Consider the following 17,362-nt stretch of genomic DNA (forward strand, 5'->3'; position numbering starts at 1 on the left):
ACTAATGACATGAATACAGATTACGGTTTGGTGGAATATCAGAAAGAGCAGGGTCGAATCATTATCCGAGCACCGCGATTCGATTATGATTCTTTTCCTGAACTTGGCGAGGCACTAGTCAAAACCTTGTCTGCCGATGTGCTTGAAAAGCAATCGGATGCCGATATTCATTCATGGCTCATCGATTTTGAAGGATGCCAACTGTTTTTAAGAGCAGAGCATTACAGCGAATCGTTGTGGTTGGAAGTGCTTTCTAAAGAAGATAACGGGGAAGACCTCGATTACCTTGCTGGCCTATTCCAAAAAGGCTTCAATATTCTTTAACGTAATGTTTCCCTTCAATGCCATTTGAGATTACCGAGCATAGATATTGGTATTGAATGTTTCACATGAAACATTCAATTTACACCGATTTTCTGGTTTATTACAGTTAAACGATTGCCTAATAAATCATCTATTGCACCGCTTTCAAGTTGCAGTATAATCCCCATCCTTAATTCACAGTCATGAAGCATTTTGCTTCGATTTGGGTTCCCTCACCCCCAAATAAAACGAAAAAGGTACAATATGAGTCACTTTACCCCTGCGCAGCAGCGCAACGCCCTTTTCTTTTTGGTTCTATTCCATCTGATCATCATTGCATCTAGCAACTATTTGGTTCAGCTACCCTTTACCATATTCGGTTTTCATACCACTTGGGGCGCGTTTACGTTTCCGTTTATCTTCCTAGCAACCGATTTGACCGTGCGAATTTTTGGTGCTGCGTTGGCTCGGAAAATCATTTTCCTTGTGATGTTGCCTGCATTAGCGGTGTCCTACCTGTTATCGGTCGTCTTCTTTGAAGGTCAATTCCAAGGTTTTGGGCAGCTTTCCGAGTTTAATCTGTTTGTTGCTAGAATCGCCATCGCGAGCTTTATGGCATACATGCTAGGTCAGATTTTGGATGTGCACGTGTTTAACCGCTTACGTCAAATGAAAGCATGGTGGGTCGCCCCAACTTGTTCGACGCTTATCGGTAATGCTTTAGATACACTCGCGTTTTTCTCTATCGCTTTTTATCAAAGCAGCGATCCTTTTATGGCAGAGCATTGGACAGAAATAGCGCTGGTGGATTACGGCTTTAAGCTGGTTATTAGCTTAGGTTTATTTGTGCCGATGTACGGAGTGCTGTTGAATTACATCGTGAAGAAGCTAACGCTTGTAAAGCCTGAGCTGGAAACGCAGCAAGCGTAAACGTATTTGTGTGGGTATGAATTTCAAAGAAAAAGGAGCATTAGCTCCTTTTTTGATCTTTGTATTTGCTGAATTAAAATACCCAACCGTCATCAGTAATATCAACCGCTTTGCCTTTTGCTATCGATTGCTGCGCAGCGAGCCCAATGATGACGGCTTTTAAGCCATCTTCAACCGTGACTTCTACCTTTCCATTTTCCGTGATTGCTTGATGGAATTTTTGATGCTGGTAGAAAGTTGATCCATTATGGTCGCCAGCTTCGAGTAGTTCTGGGTCGACAGGGGTATCGATTTCTTCAGGTCCTGAAGGTGTTCTTGGCGAAATCACAACTTTAGGGGTTGGCGGATCGCCAAGCTCCGCATTCCAAAAACGGGTTGGACCGGGAACAAAAACTTCTACTTTCCCTTGGTGTCCTACTACGGAAATCTCTTCTTGATAACGTGAGCCTTCGGCAAACATACAGAGTTCCAACATGGCACGCTGACCATTGGCAAAATCGACAATGACATACGCATTGTCGAGGATATCGGGTGTTTCACCACGATACTGTTCATCAATATGGTTGTGGTGTTGGCTACCAGAAGCATAGACGCGAACTGCTTCACTTTGCGTTTGCAGGCGCATTAAATCGAAAAAGTGGCAGCACTTTTCAACCAATGTACCCCCCGTATTCCGGTTGAAGCGGTTCCAATCGCCTACTTTTTCTAAAAAGGGAAAGCGATGCTCACGGATACTCAGCTGGCTTACGCGACCAGCTTGGTCGTTATTGATGAGTTCAATAAGCTTGGTAATAGGCGGCATGTAGCGATATTCCATTGCAACCCAAAGCGGAGCTGTATGTTTCGCTACCGCTAAACGAATTTGGTGCGCTTGCTCTAGTGATGTGACGATAGGTTTTTCAACCAATATGGGTAAACGAGTGTGTTCGATTACTTGCAATATTTGATCGGCATGGCAATGGTTAGGGCTGGCGATCAATATGGCATCGATATCCTGACGTTTAAGAAGCGATTCGGTCGATGACTCGAATTCAATAGAGCTGTCTAGTGCATGAATGGCTGTTTTCATCTGTTCGTCAGGTTCAAAAACAGCGGTAATACTGGCACCAGGCAATAATAGAATATTTCGAATGTGCTCTTGTCCCATCATACCGCATCCAATGATGGCGTATCGAATTGCCATATCAACTCCTTTTGACTTTTGAGGCGTTGCCTCAAGAGCATCAAGAGCCCTTAAGACATATAATCTTAAGACATGCGTGAAACGTAGTGACAGGTTTCAGGGTTAAACCAAGTTCTGGAATACTCTTCAACCTTTTCATCATCTGACCAACTGATACGCTCAATCCAGCCGATCATTGTGTGAGGAGCAATACCTAAAATATCGGTTGCCCATTGATCCGCTTGTTTAACACTAATGCGGTCTTCCACACGGCTTATCCAAAAATTGAAATGTTCACGGTAATGTCGGTAAAGAGATTCATCTAACTCTTCTGAGCTGAGGGAATCGCAGTGTTCCGCTCGGATCCACATCTCTTCTGCCGCAATGACCGTATTATTGAGAAACCGCTTGCGCTCTATTCGCCAAAAGTAGCTATCTTTTTCCGCTCCAAAATGTTCAGCGACATCGGGATTTTGCTCTTTTCGCACCGTTAACGTGTTGGCATGTGGTGTGCCACCACCTTCGAGAAGCTCCAAGCGAAATAGTTGGTAAATGGCTTCTTTCGGTGGGCTTTTGACATAGGTGCCGCTGCCTTGGCGACGTTCCAGTAAGCCGTCCTGTTCCAGCAGAGCGAGCGCTTTTCTCAGAGTGCCAACCGCCACCTTCAACTCGACCGCCAATTCTGCTTCTACTGGCAGCCTTTCTCCCGCCCTCCAATGACCAGCATTGATTTCACGAATCAGTAATTCACTGACCTGAACGTACTTTGGGCGCTTCTTTTGTTTGCTCTGTCCGGTATTGGACTGAAAATCAATAGCCATTATTTTCTCGAATTTTCCGCAGTTTGTAACTAGTTTGAATTAAAACAGATACTCATTTTTGCATCAATTCATTTACATTTGATTTACATGTTGAGAATACACTGTTAGGGTAATCTTGCAAACTAAAAAAATAAATGAATTGTGAATGAAAGTGATTTTATTCGGATTGGGAAGCTAAATGCCAGAGGTTAAAGCGATTTTAACCAGATAGTGCATTTGTGGTGAAATATGTGATGTTCAACCGATTTCGTATTCTTAACCTCTTCTTATTCCGAATGTCACCCACGTTACAGTGAGAGCTGATAACGGATTATCGCTGGAGAGAGTTAATGAAGAAGGTGTTGCATGGAAGCTTGCGGCTTCTGGAAGCTGTCAACAACCGCATGATTTGGGCGGGTCGTCAAATCGCTTGGGTTTTAGTGTTTGCAATGGTTGCGACTATTTTATTGCAGGTATTTTGTCGTTACATACTGTCGAACGCATTACCTTGGCCAGAGGAAGTGGCGAGGGCATTAATGATATGGATGATGGCATTTGTTGCCGCTGGTGCTTATCGAACTGGTGGGTTTGTTGCGATAGAAATGCTCCACGACTTTGTTCCCAGTAAGTTGGCGCAGCTACTCAAGCTCTCATTACTGGTTCTTTCTGCGCTGGTGTTGTTCCAACTATCTAGCCTCGGGTTAGAGTTTTTTGAGCGTGGTTTTCGTACCCGTGCCGCTTCTTTTCAACTATCTCGCGCTTGGATTTACCTCGCTATGCCCGTGTGCTTCATTACCATGTTAATAGTGAATGTGGAGCTTATCCTAAAGAATATTTTAGGTGTTAGCGTTTCATCGCCCGACACTGAAGCGGCGAGGGGGTAAGTGATGCTCGTTCTCTTTTTACCCTTATTTTTGCTTCTTCTCTTGATTGGGCTCCCTGTTTTCTTTGCAACGCTGTTCGCCCCTGGTGCAATGATGCTGGCGTTGGATATGGATCGTGACTTACCTCTGCTATTTCGAAACATTTACAACGGTATTGATTCGTTTCCTTTGATGGCTATTCCGTTTTTTATGTTGGCGGGCGAATTGATGAACCGTGGAGGCATTACTCTTCAGCTAGTTAACTTTTCTCAAGCTTTCATTGGGCATGTTAGAGGCGGATTGGCACACGTGAACATTATGTCGAGCATGCTTTTTGCAGGGCTATCCGGGTCTGCAGTGGCTGATACTTCTGCCTTGGGTTCTATGCTGATCCCCGCGATGGAGAAGAATGGTTACTCACGGCGCTTTGCGGCGGCGATTACCGCAGCCAGTTCTGTGATTGGTCCTATTATTCCGCCATCTGGCATCATGATCATCTACGCCTACACCATGGAAGTGTCGGTTGCTGCCTTGTTTGCGGCGGGTGTTGTACCGGGTGTGTTGATTGGTTTGGCGTTGATGGGAGTCACAACATTATTAGCGAAAAAGCACAACTTCCCTGTAGCCAGCCAGAAGTCAACGTGGCCAGAGCGCGGACAAGCAACTCGCGCCGCGATTCTGCCTTTAATGACCCCCGTGATTATTTTGGGTGGGATTGTGGGAGGAATTTTCACACCTACGGAAGCGTCTGCCATTGCAGTGGGTTATGCGTTATTCCTGAGCCTTTTCATGCTCAAAACCATAAACCTAAGAGACTTACCCGAGATTTTTGCTCGCTCAGCGTCGTCTTCTGCCGTGGTTCTTCTTCTCGTAGGCTCCGCATTGGCATTCAAGACAGTCGTGAGCTTGTCTCACGCGGCAGAAGATTTGGCTGGATGGGTTTTGGCTATCAGTGACAACCCGCTGATTTTACTGTTTGCCATTAACATCTTGTTATTTGTCGTAGGTATGTTTCTAGACGCCGGTCCCGCCATCATCATTCTTGGTCCTATTCTTGCCCCTATCTTTATCTCTATCGGAATAGACCCAGTTCACTTTGCGATCATTATGAGTGTGAACTTAACCGTTGGGTTGGCCACACCACCTATGGGGCTGGTGTTGTTTGTGGCTTCGAGTGTGTCGGGAGAAAGGGTGGAATCTATTGCCAAGGGGATACTCCCGTTCTTAGCTGTCGAAGTTTTGGTGATTTTTATCATCACCTTTTTCCCATCCGTTTCCATGACCATTCCAAAATGGCTTGGATTAGTTCAATGAATTTGAGGTCAGCCGGGTGGGTGACCTTGATGTTTGACCGCAAGGTCTGAAAGTGCTGCTGCTGAGGAAAGCGATAACAATAAGCCCAGTGCGCAACACGTAAAACAGGAAAGTGAAACATTCAAAAGGATAAGAAATTATGAAATTTGCTAAAGCGATGGTGAACAGTCTTGCTGCTCTGGTTCTTGCGTCGTCGATAACTGCTGCTCAAGCTGCAGATTTTCGATTAAGAGCCGTAGCCAACTCAAATGAAAACGATGAAGACTATGATGGTTTGGTCGTGTTCAAAGATTTTGTGGAATCGCGCTCTAATGGAAAGATCTCGGTGGACTTATTCATTGGCACTCAATTATGTGGCAACGGCACTGAATGTGTACAAGCACTGGAAGATGGCTCTATCGATATTTATGTGTCCACATCGGGTGGTACCGCGAACATGTTCCCTTACGTGCAAGTGCTCGACTTACCTTACATCCTATCAAGCGACCGAGTTGCTGAAGAAGTGCTAAGCGGTCAGTTTGTGCAGGAAATGCGCAGCGACATTTTGAAAGATTCGGGCAACAAAGTCCGCTTGATGACCATCGGTAATACGGGTGGGTGGCGTAACTTTGCTAATACAAAGCGTACGGTGAAATCCCCGGATGATATTAAAGGGTTGAAGATTCGTACCGTTGTGGCTGATTTACCTCAGGAGTTGGTGAAATCTCTAGGTGCAAGCCCTACACCCATCCCGTGGCCAGAGCTTTATACATCTTTCCAAACAGGTGTTGTGGAAGGGTCTAAGAACGGTATTACCGACATTATGGGCATGAAATTCCCAGAAGCAGGGCTGAAGTACGTAACACTCGATGGCCATGCGTACATGGCGGCATTGTGGTTTATGAATAACGAGCACTTCAGCAAAATGCCAGAAGATCTGCGTAAAGTGGTTGTAGATGGGTTTTATGCACTCCAACAAGCGACATTTGCCTCACCTAAGCGCAAATCCATTAAAGCTTATCAAGATTTCTCAAAGGCTGGCGGAAAGCTGTATGTACCTAGCAAAGCAGAGAAAGATCAATTCAAAGAAAAGGCACAGCCAGTGTATCAATGGTTCTCTAAGAACGTGAAACAAGGCAAGAAGTACTACGAGCTCTTGGTCTCAGAAGCGGGTAATGCCGAAAAAGCCATTGCCGATACCTACGCTGCTGAATTGAAATAGAAATGCTCCTGCCTCTCCACTAAGCGCTTTTCGACATAAAGCTCGATTGGCTTGAATAAAGTGGAGAGGTCTTTTGTTTGTGTAGCGAAGATTGCTGCGCATACAGCCACTCTTATAACCAAACTCAATCGCATTGGTTTGGGGAATTCAACCCTTTAGTACCGACGATACGATATGGCATATATCGTATTTCGTGATCAGGATGTAAATTCATTCACAATTGATTTACATTTCTGTGGGGTGTGATAGGGTGGTTATAATTCATTCACTATTGATTTATTTATTGGAGAGAAGAATGACTTTGAATATTGGAAATATACCGGAGCAAAAAAGCGTTAATGGGCGCGCGTTTCCTTTGGTTATTCTTCCACCTGATGATGCTGTGGCTTTAGAACCTACCGCCATGTTGAATTGGTTTTCTGGTGTAAAAGAAGCGGTTCACGAAAAATTGATTACTCACGGCGCGATACTATTACGAGGATTTCCGGTACAGGGCGCTGATTTGTTTGAGCAGCTTCTGAATCATTCGGACTACAAAAACATGCCTTACATTGGTGGGGCAGCACCTCGCGTGCAGGTGACACAATCGCGTATAGTGACGGCTAATGAAGCCCCAGCGACCGAAAAAATACCGTTTCACCATGAAATGGCACAGACGCCCAATCCGCCAGGGTACATTTTCTTCTACTGTGATATTCCTTCTGAAACCGGTGGGTCGACGTCCATTCTTCATTCTTCTGAGATCTGCCAACGCTTTTTTGATATTGCCCCTGAGTTTGCAGAAAAAATCGAGCAAGAAGGTGTTCGATATGTACGTTACATGCCAGAGGCTACCGATAACTCATCTCCTATTGGGCGTTCTTGGAAAGAAACTTTCCACGTAGAAACGCGTGAGGAATGCGAAGTGAAGTTACGTGAACATGAAATGAGTTGGCAATGGGGAGAAGAAGGCGTATTGAAAACAGAAACCTCTATTTTGCCCGCAATCCGATTTGATGAAGAAACGCAGGAGAAAACGTTCTTTAATTCTATCGTTGCAGTATATGACGGATGGAATGATAGCCGAAATGTTTCAACCAGAGCGGTGACAAGTGGTGGTGGAGCGTTAATGGATGCGGAGGTAATGGAGAAAACCAAAACTGCCATGGAAGAACTCAGTGTTAACTTTCGCTGGGAAGCAGGGGATGTATTGTTGGTTAACAACTACACCGTTCTGCATGCAAGACAACCTTTTACCGGAAAGAGACGCATATTGGCATCCGTTGCGATTAAGTAATGTTGCGTTTACCAAAAAGAAAGCCTCGCATGATGTGAGGCTTCGATATTTCAATAGATTTTAATGAAACAATCCCTAATGATTAGCATGCTTTGAGTACAAGCGGCCAGCCCATGTCGGATTGTCTATTCGATTCAATTTCTAACTCAGCGTTGGTAAGAGGATTGTTTTCCAACCATTGCTTGTCGACACACAGTTCGAGCCTGTCACCTTCTGCATTCAACGTTACTCTTGGTTGAAGTTCGGAGCATCGCCTGTGTGTCAGTAATACGGCTAATCTAAGCAGTCTCAGTACACGCTTGGCACTTTGACCCGACAATGCATGCTGCTCTGGTAAAGAGCTTACTTGCTCTCTGTATCGCCTGGCGAGTTCAGCCAGTAAGTGTTTCTGCGCGCGGGTAAAACCTGGCAGATCCAAGTGCTGTAGTAAGTACGCACTATGCTTTCCACCGCATTTGTAATCGATAGTCAGCCCAACTTCATGAAGCTTCGCAACAGAAGATAGGAGATAGTGCGCTTGTGGTTCAGCAATCCAATCTTCGCCACCACATTGCTTGAGTAGCTGGCTGGCTGAATCGGCGACTAGCTCCCCATATTCGGAATCAAGTTGGTAGCGAGACTGTATGCTGGCAATAGTTCTGGCTCGAATGTCGTCTTGACGCATTTCTGCCATCATTTCATAAACCATACCTTCACGCAGTGCGCCGCCAGCCAGTGTCATTGAATCTATATCCATAAGCTCAAAAATGGCAATCAGGATAGACAGACCACTAGGGAAAACTAGAGCTCGCTCAAGCGTTAAGCCATCAATATCCAGCTCTTCTAGGTGATCTGCCAGCATAGCTTGCTTTTGTAGGCGTTTTAATTTGGCATGGGTGATCACTTCATCCATACCTTGTGCCAACATGATTTCTTGAAGTGCCTGTACAGTACCGCTCGCCCCTACGCATACGTCCCAGCCGATGCCTTTATACTGCTCTAGAATCGGGGCTAGGGTGCTTTTGGCGGCTTCAATCGCGGTATTGAAATTGGTTATGGTTAACTGTCGGTCTTTAAAATGCTGTTCCAGCCAAGTAACGCAACCCATTTTCAAGCTGGTGAGTGCTTTTGCATCAAAACCTTCACCAATAATCAATTCCGTACTCGCACCACCAATATCAACAACCAATCGGCGACCTAGGCCGCCTGAAGTATGAGCTACCCCTTTATAGATTGTGGCAGCTTCTTCTTCACCAGCAATGACATTGATGTCGTAACCTAAAATATCATTCGCTTTTTCTAAGAAAACATCCACATTCGTTGCGGTGCGCAATGTCGCGGTTCCGACTATGCGAATGTTTTCTGGCGATATATCTTGCAGTCTTTCTGCAAACAAGCTGAGACAATCCCACCCTCGCTGCATGGCTTCAGTACTAAGTTTATTGTCCTTATCTAACCCAGCAGCCAAACGCACTTTGCGCTTGATTTTGGCCATGGTTTGAACGCTGCCATCTATGTGACGCACAACGAGCATATGAAAACTGTTCGACCCGAGATCGATAGCAGCGTAAAGCGGCGAAGTAGCTGACTGACTCATAAATATTTGCTGTGTTCCTTAAGACTGATGACGAGGTGCTCTTGGGCGCGAATGGCGCTTGCGGTTACCGCCGTGTTTGTTTCCACCAGTGTTAGTGCGACGCTGCTGCATTTTGCTGTGGCGTAGGCGAAGCGGAGCCGGCAGATGTTCAAGTAATGCGCTACCATCATAATCTGACACAGGGATCGGGTGTTCGATGTAATCCTCGATAGCGGTCAAGTTAATGGCGTACTCTTCACACGCAAAGCTAATTGAGTGACCACTTTCGCCTGCACGACCGGTACGACCAATTCGGTGCACGTAATCTTCACAATCGTCAGGCAGGTCGTAGTTAAAGACGTGCGTAACTTGAGGAATGTGTAAGCCACGAGCGGCAACATCGGTTGCAATCAGCAGATCAACATGACCTTGTGTGAATTGCTCTAGAATACGCTCACGCTTCTTCTGTGGTACGTCACCAGTTAATAAACCTACACGGTGTCCATCAGCGGCTAGGTGCCCCCAAATGGATTCACACTTGTACTTGGTGTTGGCAAATACAATCGCACGATCTGGCCACTCTTCTTCTATCAACGTCTGAAGTAGGTTCATCTTGTCTTCGTTAGACGGGTAGAAAAGTTCTTCTTGAATACGGTGACCTGTTTTTCGTTCAGGTTCTACAACAACATGCTCTGGATTGTGCATGTGCTCGAAAGCCAGTTCTTGCACTCGGTATGACAATGTTGCCGAGAACAGCATGTTCAGCCTGTCTTTCGGTTCAGGCATACGGCGGAACAAGAAACGAATGTCTTTAATAAAACCGAGGTCAAACATACGATCGGCTTCATCAAGAACAACCGCTTGGATGTTATTCAGGTTGAAAACACGCTGCTTGTAGAAATCGATGATACGACCAGTTGTACCGATAAGAATATCAACACCTTGTTCAATGGTCGCCAGTTGCTTGTCGTAGCTTTCGCCACCGTAAGCCAAAGCAATCTTAACGCCAGTCGACTCCATCAAGGGCTTAGCGTCGTTGTGGATCTGGATAGCAAGCTCTCGGGTCGGTGCCATCACTATCGCACGTGGTTGCGATGGATTGCGACCTTCGTGTTCAGGCGTTGTCAGTAAATGATTGAAAGTAGCAGTAAGAAACGCGAGGGTCTTACCAGTGCCCGTTTGGGCCTGGCCTGCAATGTCTTGGCCGGTGAGCAGTACCGGCAACGCCAAGGCTTGAATAGGGGTACAAAACTCGAACCCTTTTTTATCAAGCCCTTCAATGATTTGGGGGTGTAAATCCAAATCGGCGAACTTTTGCTCTGTGATATGCGTCTTTTTCATGGGTATAGAATATCAGCTTAAGCTTGCATTACGAAAGTAAATACATTCCAATAGGGCATCTATTTACTGGTTATCATCCAACCAGTTCCTGAAAAACACAACGGAGTGGAAGATGAGTGACAAGATTTTGCAGCTTACAGATGACGGTTTTGAACAAGATGTAATCCAAGCTGCAGGTCCAGTTCTGGTAGATTTCTGGGCAGAATGGTGTGGTCCTTGTAAAATGATTGCTCCAATTTTGGACGAGATCGCAGACGAGTACGAAGGCAAGCTCACTATCGGTAAGCTAAACATCGATCAAAACTCGGGTACACCACCAAAGTTTGGTATCCGCGGTATTCCAACGCTACTTCTATTTAAAGATGGTAACGTTGCAGCGACTAAAGTTGGCGCACTTTCTAAGACTCAACTGAAAGAGTTCCTGGACGCTAATATTTAATAGCGAATGCAAACTTAGTCATAAAACCGTGCTCCATATCTAGATGCACGGTTTTGATTTTTTTTAATGGCTAGACTAGGCTTGATTTTAGTGCTAATTTATCGCACGCTAATTAAACAAATGTTCATTTCTTGGTCGATCCTGTGACCAAATCTCTCTAACTAACACAACAGATCCTATTTTGACTAAACAAGTATCCACTACTATGAACCTGACAGAACTGAAGAACAGACCTGTGTCTGAGCTCGTGAAACTAGGTGAAAGCCTGGGTTTAGAAAACCTAGCGCGTTTAAGAAAACAAGACATTATATTTTCCATCTTAAAGGCTCACGCAAAAAGTGGTGAAGATATCTTTGGTGATGGGGTTCTGGAAATTCTTCAAGATGGGTTTGGTTTCTTACGTAGTGCCGACAGTTCTTATCTAGCTGGTCCAGACGATATCTATGTTTCACCAAGCCAGATTCGTCGATTTAATTTACGCACTGGTGACTCCATTGCAGGGAAGATTCGACCACCTAAAGACGGTGAACGTTATTTTGCCCTTCTAAAAGTCAACACCGTCAACCACGACAAACCAGACAACGCTCGCAACAAGATCCTTTTCGAAAACCTTACACCTCTTCATGCCAACGAGCGCATGGTAATGGAGCGCGGTAATGGTTCAACAGAAGACATCACTGCACGTGTTCTGGACTTAGCCTCACCAATCGGTAAAGGTCAACGTGGTCTTATCGTTGCTCCGCCAAAAGCGGGTAAAACGATGCTTCTTCAGAACATTGCACAAAGTATTGCGCACAATCACCCAGAATGTGAACTGATGGTTCTACTGATTGATGAGCGTCCGGAAGAGGTAACTGAGATGCAACGCCTAGTAAAAGGTGAAGTGATTGCATCGACGTTTGACGAACCTGCTTCTCGCCATGTTCAGGTTGCTGAAATGGTTATCGAAAAAGCTAAACGCTTAGTAGAGCACAAGAAAAACGTGGTCATCCTTTTGGATTCCATTACGCGTCTAGCGCGTGCATACAACACCGTGGTTCCTTCGTCAGGTAAAGTCTTGACTGGTGGTGTAGACGCAAACGCATTGCACCGTCCAAAGCGTTTCTTTGGTGCAGCACGTAACGTAGAAGAAGGCGGCAGTCTGACTATCATCGCTACAGCGCTAGTTGATACTGGCTCTAAGATGGATGAAGTTATCTACGAAGAATTTAAAGGTACAGGTAACATGGAATTACACCTGAACCGTAAGATTGCTGAGAAGCGTGTTTTCCCTGCAATTGACTTTAATCGCAGTGGTACTCGTCGTGAAGAGCTTCTAACAAAAACGGATGAGCTTCAAAAGATGTGGATTCTCCGTAAGATTGTTCATCCAATGGGTGAAATCGATGCGATGGAGTTCCTTATCGATAAATTGGCAATGACCAAAACGAACGATGAGTTCTTTGATGCAATGCGTCGACAGTAAAATACGTTAATATTGTTTAACAAAACACCACCTTTAAGGGTGGTGTTTTTGTTTGCGTCTAATTCATAATGGTTGCAAAATAGACAAAATCGTTAACAGGATGTGAATATGCAACATGGAAGGTTGGCATGGTTTATATCTTTACTTCTATTGTTTTCCCCATTGTCAGCAAAAGAGCTGTCACACGAGGAAGCTCAGCAGTGGGTTTTAGACCAGCAAGTCCTGAATAAAGCCGATGAGCTTTATCAGTTAGTTTTGGAAGATGAAGTAAGTTCTTTGGACTTTGCTTTGCAAAGACTTAGTCTGCCTCAGCAAGATGTAGTGCGTTTTCTGCTGTTAGAGCACATGGAAGACAAGGAGATTATTCTCACGCCTAAGATGGCTAAGTTTGTTCAAAAACAAATTGGTCGCCCTTCGCCTTATAAAGTGCGTAAACAAGGTGATGGCTACGAATTCTCGGTTCCTGCCTTTGACTCCAGTGCAGTTGCCAGCCGCTTACTGAAGCGTTGGCATAGCGACCAACAAATATTGACCTTTATCCTTAAAGCAGAGCAACTCGACCTGGTTTTGTCTCAGTGGTTAACGGAAGGGGTGAGTAAGAAAAATAAAGAAAGAGAAGCGTTGTTGATCCGTGAATTAGACGGTTTATCTCCTAAGGCGCTGGACTACCTTATAAAGCAAATCACACAAAACCCCATCACCAATTGGCTTCCTTCGACCCAAGTGGTCGTTCGTATGGCTCAAGTTAGCGAAGATCCAGAAGTCTATAAGTTGCTATGGCGCATGAAAGCGGATAGTCACAGTAAGTCAGAATTGAAGCGACTGGCTAAAATCAAAAGCGAGTTTTCACTTCAGCAACTCATGCTTGCGAGTGATAACCCATCACTGCATGATGCTGCGTTGGATGAGTTGACACGTTTAGATCCTATTCCGTTGGAAGTGAAAACTTTTCTGATTAAGAAGCTCAAGCAGTCAAACGATGCTTCTATTGTCGCTCGCAACCTTGTTAAGCATGGACACAGGGGATGGGTTGAGCAATTGGCTGAAAATCATCGAGGCTTGAACACCAAATCGTTGCTTCAAGTGCTCTCGAGAACAAAAGACAAATAGAATTGCTCTTAGATTCCGCCATTCACGTATCTATCCTTGCCGAGAGTTTATCGGTAACGAGAGTATATTGCATTTGTCTTTGATATAATGCGCGCAATTTAACCTGTTACAAGAAAGGTCTATGAGTTTTAAGGATTTACGCGATTTTATTGAACACCTTGAAAATGAAGGCTTATTAAAACGCATTACCCACCCAGTTGACCCACATTACGAAATGACCGAGATCAGCGATCGTACATTGCGCGCTGGTGGTCCTGCCTTATTGTTTGAAAACCCAATTGGTTATGATGTCCCAGTATTAGCGAACTTGTTTGGTACGACCGAGCGAGTGGCAATAGGAATGGGGCGCGGTGACGTATCCGAATTACGAGAAGTTGGGAAATTACTGGCTTACTTGAAAGAACCAGAACCGCCTAAAGGATTTAAAGACGCCCTAGACAAACTCCCAGTCTTTCGACAAGTTTTGAATATGCCAGCAAAGCGTTTGCGAAAAGCACCTTGTCAGCAAATTGTTTGGTCTGGTGAGCAAGTCGATTTAGACAAAATTCCGGTGATGAGCTGTTGGGCTGAAGACGTTGCACCACTTCTTACTTGGGGGTTAACGGTTACGAAAGGTCCGAGCAAAAAGCGCCAGAACCTTGGAATTTACCGTCAACAAAAGCTGAGTAAGAACAAAGTTATCATGCGTTGGCTCGCCCATCGTGGTGGAGCCCTCGATTTACGCGATTGGATGGAAACAAACCCGGGTAAACCTTTCCCCGTATCGGTTGCATTTGGCGCTGATCCCGCAACCATTCTTGGCGCTGTGACTCCTGTACCAGATACTTTATCTGAATATGCCTTTGCTGGTTTACTTCGAGGCAGCAAAACCGAAGTCGTAAAATCGGTCAGTAACGAGCTTGAAGTACCAGCCAGTGCTGAAATTGTATTAGAAGGGTATATAGATCCAAATGAATATGCCGACGAAGGTCCTTATGGTGACCACACGGGCTACTATAATGAAGTGGAGAAACACCACGTCTTTACGGTAACTCATGTGACGATGCGCGAAAACCCGATTTACCACAGTACATACACAGGTCGTCCGCCAGATGAACCCGCAGTATTAGGGGTAGCATTGAACGAAGTGTTCGTGCCTATTTTACAGAAGCAGTTCCCAGAGATTACGGACTTCTATCTGCCACCCGAAGGATGTTCTTATCGCATGGCCGTCGTGTCGATGAAGAAACAATACCCAGGACATGCCAAGCGAGTCATGATGGGAGTCTGGTCCTTCCTTCGTCAATTTATGTATACCAAATTTGTCATCGTAGTTGATGAGAGTGTAAATACTCGTGATTGGAGTGAAGTGGTTCGTGCCATGACAACGCAGATGGATCCTGTCCACGATACGGTCATGATAGAAAATACACCGATAGACTCATTAGATTTTGCCTCTCCAGTGGTTGGGCTTGGGTCAAAAATGGGATTGGATTCCACCATCAAATGGGAAGCTGAACTGTCGGTTTCATCAAAGCCGAAAGAAACCATGCCTGAGACGGAAGTCGTCGATAAGTTAGTGTCTCAGTTCAAACAGAAATACCCAGAGCTGATTGATCTGCATTTGCCTGAAGCTGCAAATGGTAGAAGCATGGCAATTGTGAGCATCAACAAAACGGAAGCCTGGCAAGGTCATTGTTTGATGAACGCACTATGGGAAGAGTTTGAGGCGCATATCCATCTTCAATACATCATCATTTGCGATGAGGATGTGAATGTAAGAGATTGGAATGATGTTATTTGGGCGATTACCACGCGTATGGACCCAGCTCGTGACACGCTGATGAAGCAAGAAGCCAATCTTCCAACGACCCAAATGGGGCTAGATGCTACCAATAAAGTCGAAGAAGAAGAGACGCAGCGTGAATGGGGTCGACCAATTAAGAAAGATCCTGCGGTAGTCGCAAAAATTGATGAGATTTGGGATCAACTAGGAATAGAATGACTCAAACTGTCACAATAATGCCTCAGCAATGGGTATTTGAAGTTTCTACTGGGCAAACAATACTGGAAGCAGCGCTCAACAATAATTATCGCTTCCCGCATCGTTGCACAGTAGGTGCATGTGCTATGTGTATGTGCAGAAAATTAGAAGGGGAAGTCAGTTATCACCTTGAGCCTATGCTTACGGAAAAAGAAATAGCTCACGGTTGGATCTTCCCATGTCAGGCATACGCCGAAAGTGATTTACTGCTCACGTTCGAAAGTGAGTAAGAGGAAACCATGACAATTAAGTGCCAAGTAAAGTCCATCGAGCCTTTGGCGTGCAACACCTATCAAATATTGTTGCACCCAGAAACACCAGTCAGCTTCAAAGCAGGTCAATACCTGCTGGTGGAAATGGGGGAGAAAGACAAACGCCCATTTTCAATCGCAAGTAGCCCTTGCCGTCACGAAGGAGAGCTCGAGCTGCATATCGGTGCTGCGGAGCATAATGCTTATGCAAGTGAAGTCGTCGAAGCAATGCAAAAAGCACTGGAAGACGGCAGCGAGATCGCAATAGATGCACCACATGGTGATGCGTGGGTACGTGAAGAGAGTACTAACGATCTGTTACTGATAGCTGGTGGAACCGGATTTAGCTACGTGCGTTCTATACTTGACCATTGCGTCAGTCAAAAATTGAATAACACGATCCACCTATATTGGGGTGCGAAAGATGAGTGCCAGCTCTATGCTAAAGAAGAGTTGGTTGAAATCGCAAATGCTCACAGCAATGTTCACTTCGTTCCTGTAGTAGAAGAAGCAGATGCAAATTGGTCTGGTAAGTTAGGCAATGTACTTCAAGCGGTAGAAGAAGACTTTAATAGTTTAGAGAATGTAGATATCTACATTGCAGGTCGTTTTGAAATGGCCGGCGCAGCAAGAGAGCAATTTACTCAATCTAAACAAGCTAAGCGAGATCAGATGTACGCTGACGCGTATGCATTTATCTAATTAGTAGAGATAAATGAAAGAAAAAGAGGGTTTTTTAACCCTCTTTTTTCGTTTTTGATGGATTATTCATCGAAAACGCATTTTTTTCGATTTTTTATCAAAAAGGTCTTGCGCACTCCATTAATCTCCCTATAATGCCGCCTCACTGACACGGCAGACGCCACAAGGCTTCAGCAGTGTTAGAGAGGTGAAAAACTTCTGAGAAAATAAATTTGAAAAAGTGTTTGACTCTTCAAATTATCTCGCTAGAATGCACCTCCGCTTTGAGAGAAAAACTTCTCGAAAAGCAACGCTCTTTAACAATATAGACCTATCAATCTGTGTGGGCACTCGTTGATGATAATCCAAATAGTTTCTTCGGAAACAATTTAGGTTTCAATGAACTGAGTGACCAATACGATGATGACTTTCTTTAGAAAGGAGTCATTGGCACAGTCAATTCATTATCGTTCTGTTGGAACGATAATAGCTTTAAATTACATACGTAGTTTGAAGTCAGTATTCATTGAGCCGAACAAAATCTTAAATTGAAGAGTTTGATCATGGCTCAGATTGAACGCTGGCGGCAGGCCTAACACATGCAAGTCGAGCGGAAACGAGAATAGCTTGCTATTCGGCGTCGAGCGG

Annotated in this window: 16 protein-coding genes and 1 rRNA gene; 13 read left to right on the forward strand and 4 right to left on the reverse strand. The window is 44.9% G+C overall.

Annotation, left to right across the window (positions count from 1 at the left end):
- Positions 1-9: 9 nt before the first annotated feature.
- Together VPNCDNU1_RS25530 and VPNCDNU1_RS25535 are read left to right on the forward strand one after the other, a co-directional pair.
- Positions 10-324: a DUF3630 family protein gene (locus VPNCDNU1_RS25530; protein ID WP_104402985.1), complete on the forward strand. Its 315-nt coding sequence runs from the start codon at positions 10-12 to the stop codon at positions 322-324.
- A 243-nt stretch (positions 325-567) separates the two neighbouring features.
- On the forward strand, positions 568-1,233 hold the full coding sequence (locus VPNCDNU1_RS25535) for a 7-cyano-7-deazaguanine/7-aminomethyl-7-deazaguanine transporter (protein WP_104402986.1): 666 nt from the start codon (positions 568-570) through the stop codon (positions 1,231-1,233).
- A gap of 73 nt (positions 1,234-1,306) precedes the next feature.
- Here VPNCDNU1_RS25535 and VPNCDNU1_RS25540 read toward each other — a convergent pair whose 3' ends face one another.
- Positions 1,307-2,416 (reverse strand): Gfo/Idh/MocA family protein, encoded by a 1,110-nt coding sequence (locus tag VPNCDNU1_RS25540; protein WP_104402987.1) that lies wholly within the window; start codon positions 2,414-2,416, stop codon positions 1,307-1,309.
- A gap of 65 nt (positions 2,417-2,481) precedes the next feature.
- Positions 2,482-3,216, reverse strand: a complete 735-nt coding sequence (locus VPNCDNU1_RS25545) for a GntR family transcriptional regulator (RefSeq protein ID WP_104402988.1) — start codon at positions 3,214-3,216, stop codon at positions 2,482-2,484.
- A 329-nt stretch (positions 3,217-3,545) separates the two neighbouring features.
- On the opposite strand from VPNCDNU1_RS25545, the gene VPNCDNU1_RS25550 reads away from it, so the two are divergent.
- The 4 genes from VPNCDNU1_RS25550 (at position 3,546) to VPNCDNU1_RS25565 (ending at position 7,849) form a co-directional block, all read left to right on the forward strand.
- Positions 3,546-4,079 carry a TRAP transporter small permease gene (locus VPNCDNU1_RS25550; protein WP_104402989.1) on the forward strand — a complete coding sequence of 178 codons (534 nt, stop codon included), beginning with the start codon at positions 3,546-3,548 and terminating at the stop codon, positions 4,077-4,079.
- A gap of 3 nt (positions 4,080-4,082) precedes the next feature.
- A complete protein-coding gene (locus tag VPNCDNU1_RS25555; RefSeq protein WP_104402990.1) occupies positions 4,083-5,372 on the forward strand; it encodes a TRAP transporter large permease in 1,290 nt (429 codons plus the stop codon).
- A 139-nt stretch (positions 5,373-5,511) separates the two neighbouring features.
- Complete coding sequence (locus VPNCDNU1_RS25560) at positions 5,512-6,573, forward strand: TRAP transporter substrate-binding protein (RefSeq protein WP_101111412.1); 1,062 nt, start codon at positions 5,512-5,514, stop codon at positions 6,571-6,573.
- A gap of 295 nt (positions 6,574-6,868) precedes the next feature.
- Positions 6,869-7,849, forward strand: coding sequence for a TauD/TfdA family dioxygenase (locus VPNCDNU1_RS25565; RefSeq protein WP_104402991.1), 981 nt, complete (start codon positions 6,869-6,871; stop codon positions 7,847-7,849).
- Positions 7,850-7,931: 82 nt separating this feature from the next.
- Here the strand turns inward: VPNCDNU1_RS25565 and gppA are convergent, their stop codons facing one another.
- Both gppA and rhlB read right to left on the reverse strand, forming a co-directional pair.
- Positions 7,932-9,425 carry a guanosine-5'-triphosphate,3'-diphosphate diphosphatase gene (gene gppA / locus VPNCDNU1_RS25570; protein WP_104402992.1) on the reverse strand — a complete coding sequence of 498 codons (1,494 nt, stop codon included), beginning with the start codon at positions 9,423-9,425 and terminating at the stop codon, positions 7,932-7,934.
- Positions 9,426-9,443: 18 nt separating this feature from the next.
- Positions 9,444-10,745: an ATP-dependent RNA helicase RhlB gene (gene rhlB / locus VPNCDNU1_RS25575; protein WP_104402993.1), complete on the reverse strand. Its 1,302-nt coding sequence runs from the start codon at positions 10,743-10,745 to the stop codon at positions 9,444-9,446.
- Positions 10,746-10,857: 112 nt separating this feature from the next.
- Here rhlB and trxA point away from each other — a divergent pair, with 112 nt between their 5' ends.
- From trxA to VPNCDNU1_RS25615, 7 genes are all read left to right on the forward strand, one after another.
- Positions 10,858-11,184, forward strand: coding sequence for a thioredoxin TrxA (gene trxA / locus VPNCDNU1_RS25580; protein ID WP_104402994.1), 327 nt, complete (start codon positions 10,858-10,860; stop codon positions 11,182-11,184).
- A 205-nt stretch (positions 11,185-11,389) separates the two neighbouring features.
- Positions 11,390-12,649, forward strand: coding sequence for a transcription termination factor Rho (gene rho / locus VPNCDNU1_RS25585; protein ID WP_101111407.1), 1,260 nt, complete (start codon positions 11,390-11,392; stop codon positions 12,647-12,649).
- 108 nt (positions 12,650-12,757) lie between these two features.
- Entirely contained in the window at positions 12,758-13,759 is a 1,002-nt protein-coding gene (locus tag VPNCDNU1_RS25590; RefSeq protein WP_104402995.1) for a hypothetical protein, read from the forward strand.
- A gap of 121 nt (positions 13,760-13,880) precedes the next feature.
- Entirely contained in the window at positions 13,881-15,743 is a 1,863-nt protein-coding gene (gene ubiD / locus VPNCDNU1_RS25595) for a 4-hydroxy-3-polyprenylbenzoate decarboxylase (RefSeq protein WP_104402996.1), read from the forward strand.
- Positions 15,740-16,012 (forward strand): 2Fe-2S iron-sulfur cluster-binding protein, encoded by a 273-nt coding sequence (locus VPNCDNU1_RS25600; protein ID WP_004399134.1) that lies wholly within the window; start codon positions 15,740-15,742, stop codon positions 16,010-16,012. Before ubiD ends, VPNCDNU1_RS25600 begins: the two co-directional genes overlap by 4 nt.
- A 9-nt stretch (positions 16,013-16,021) precedes the next feature.
- On the forward strand, positions 16,022-16,735 hold the full coding sequence (fre, locus tag VPNCDNU1_RS25605; RefSeq protein WP_104402997.1) for an NAD(P)H-flavin reductase: 714 nt from the start codon (positions 16,022-16,024) through the stop codon (positions 16,733-16,735).
- 524 nt (positions 16,736-17,259) lie between these two features.
- A 16S ribosomal RNA gene (locus VPNCDNU1_RS25615) occupies positions 17,260-17,362 on the forward strand; the annotation flags it as partial.

This window comes from Vibrio penaeicida (genome assembly GCF_002933855.1).
GTDB classification, from domain to species: Bacteria; Pseudomonadota; Gammaproteobacteria; order Enterobacterales; family Vibrionaceae; genus Vibrio; species Vibrio penaeicida_A.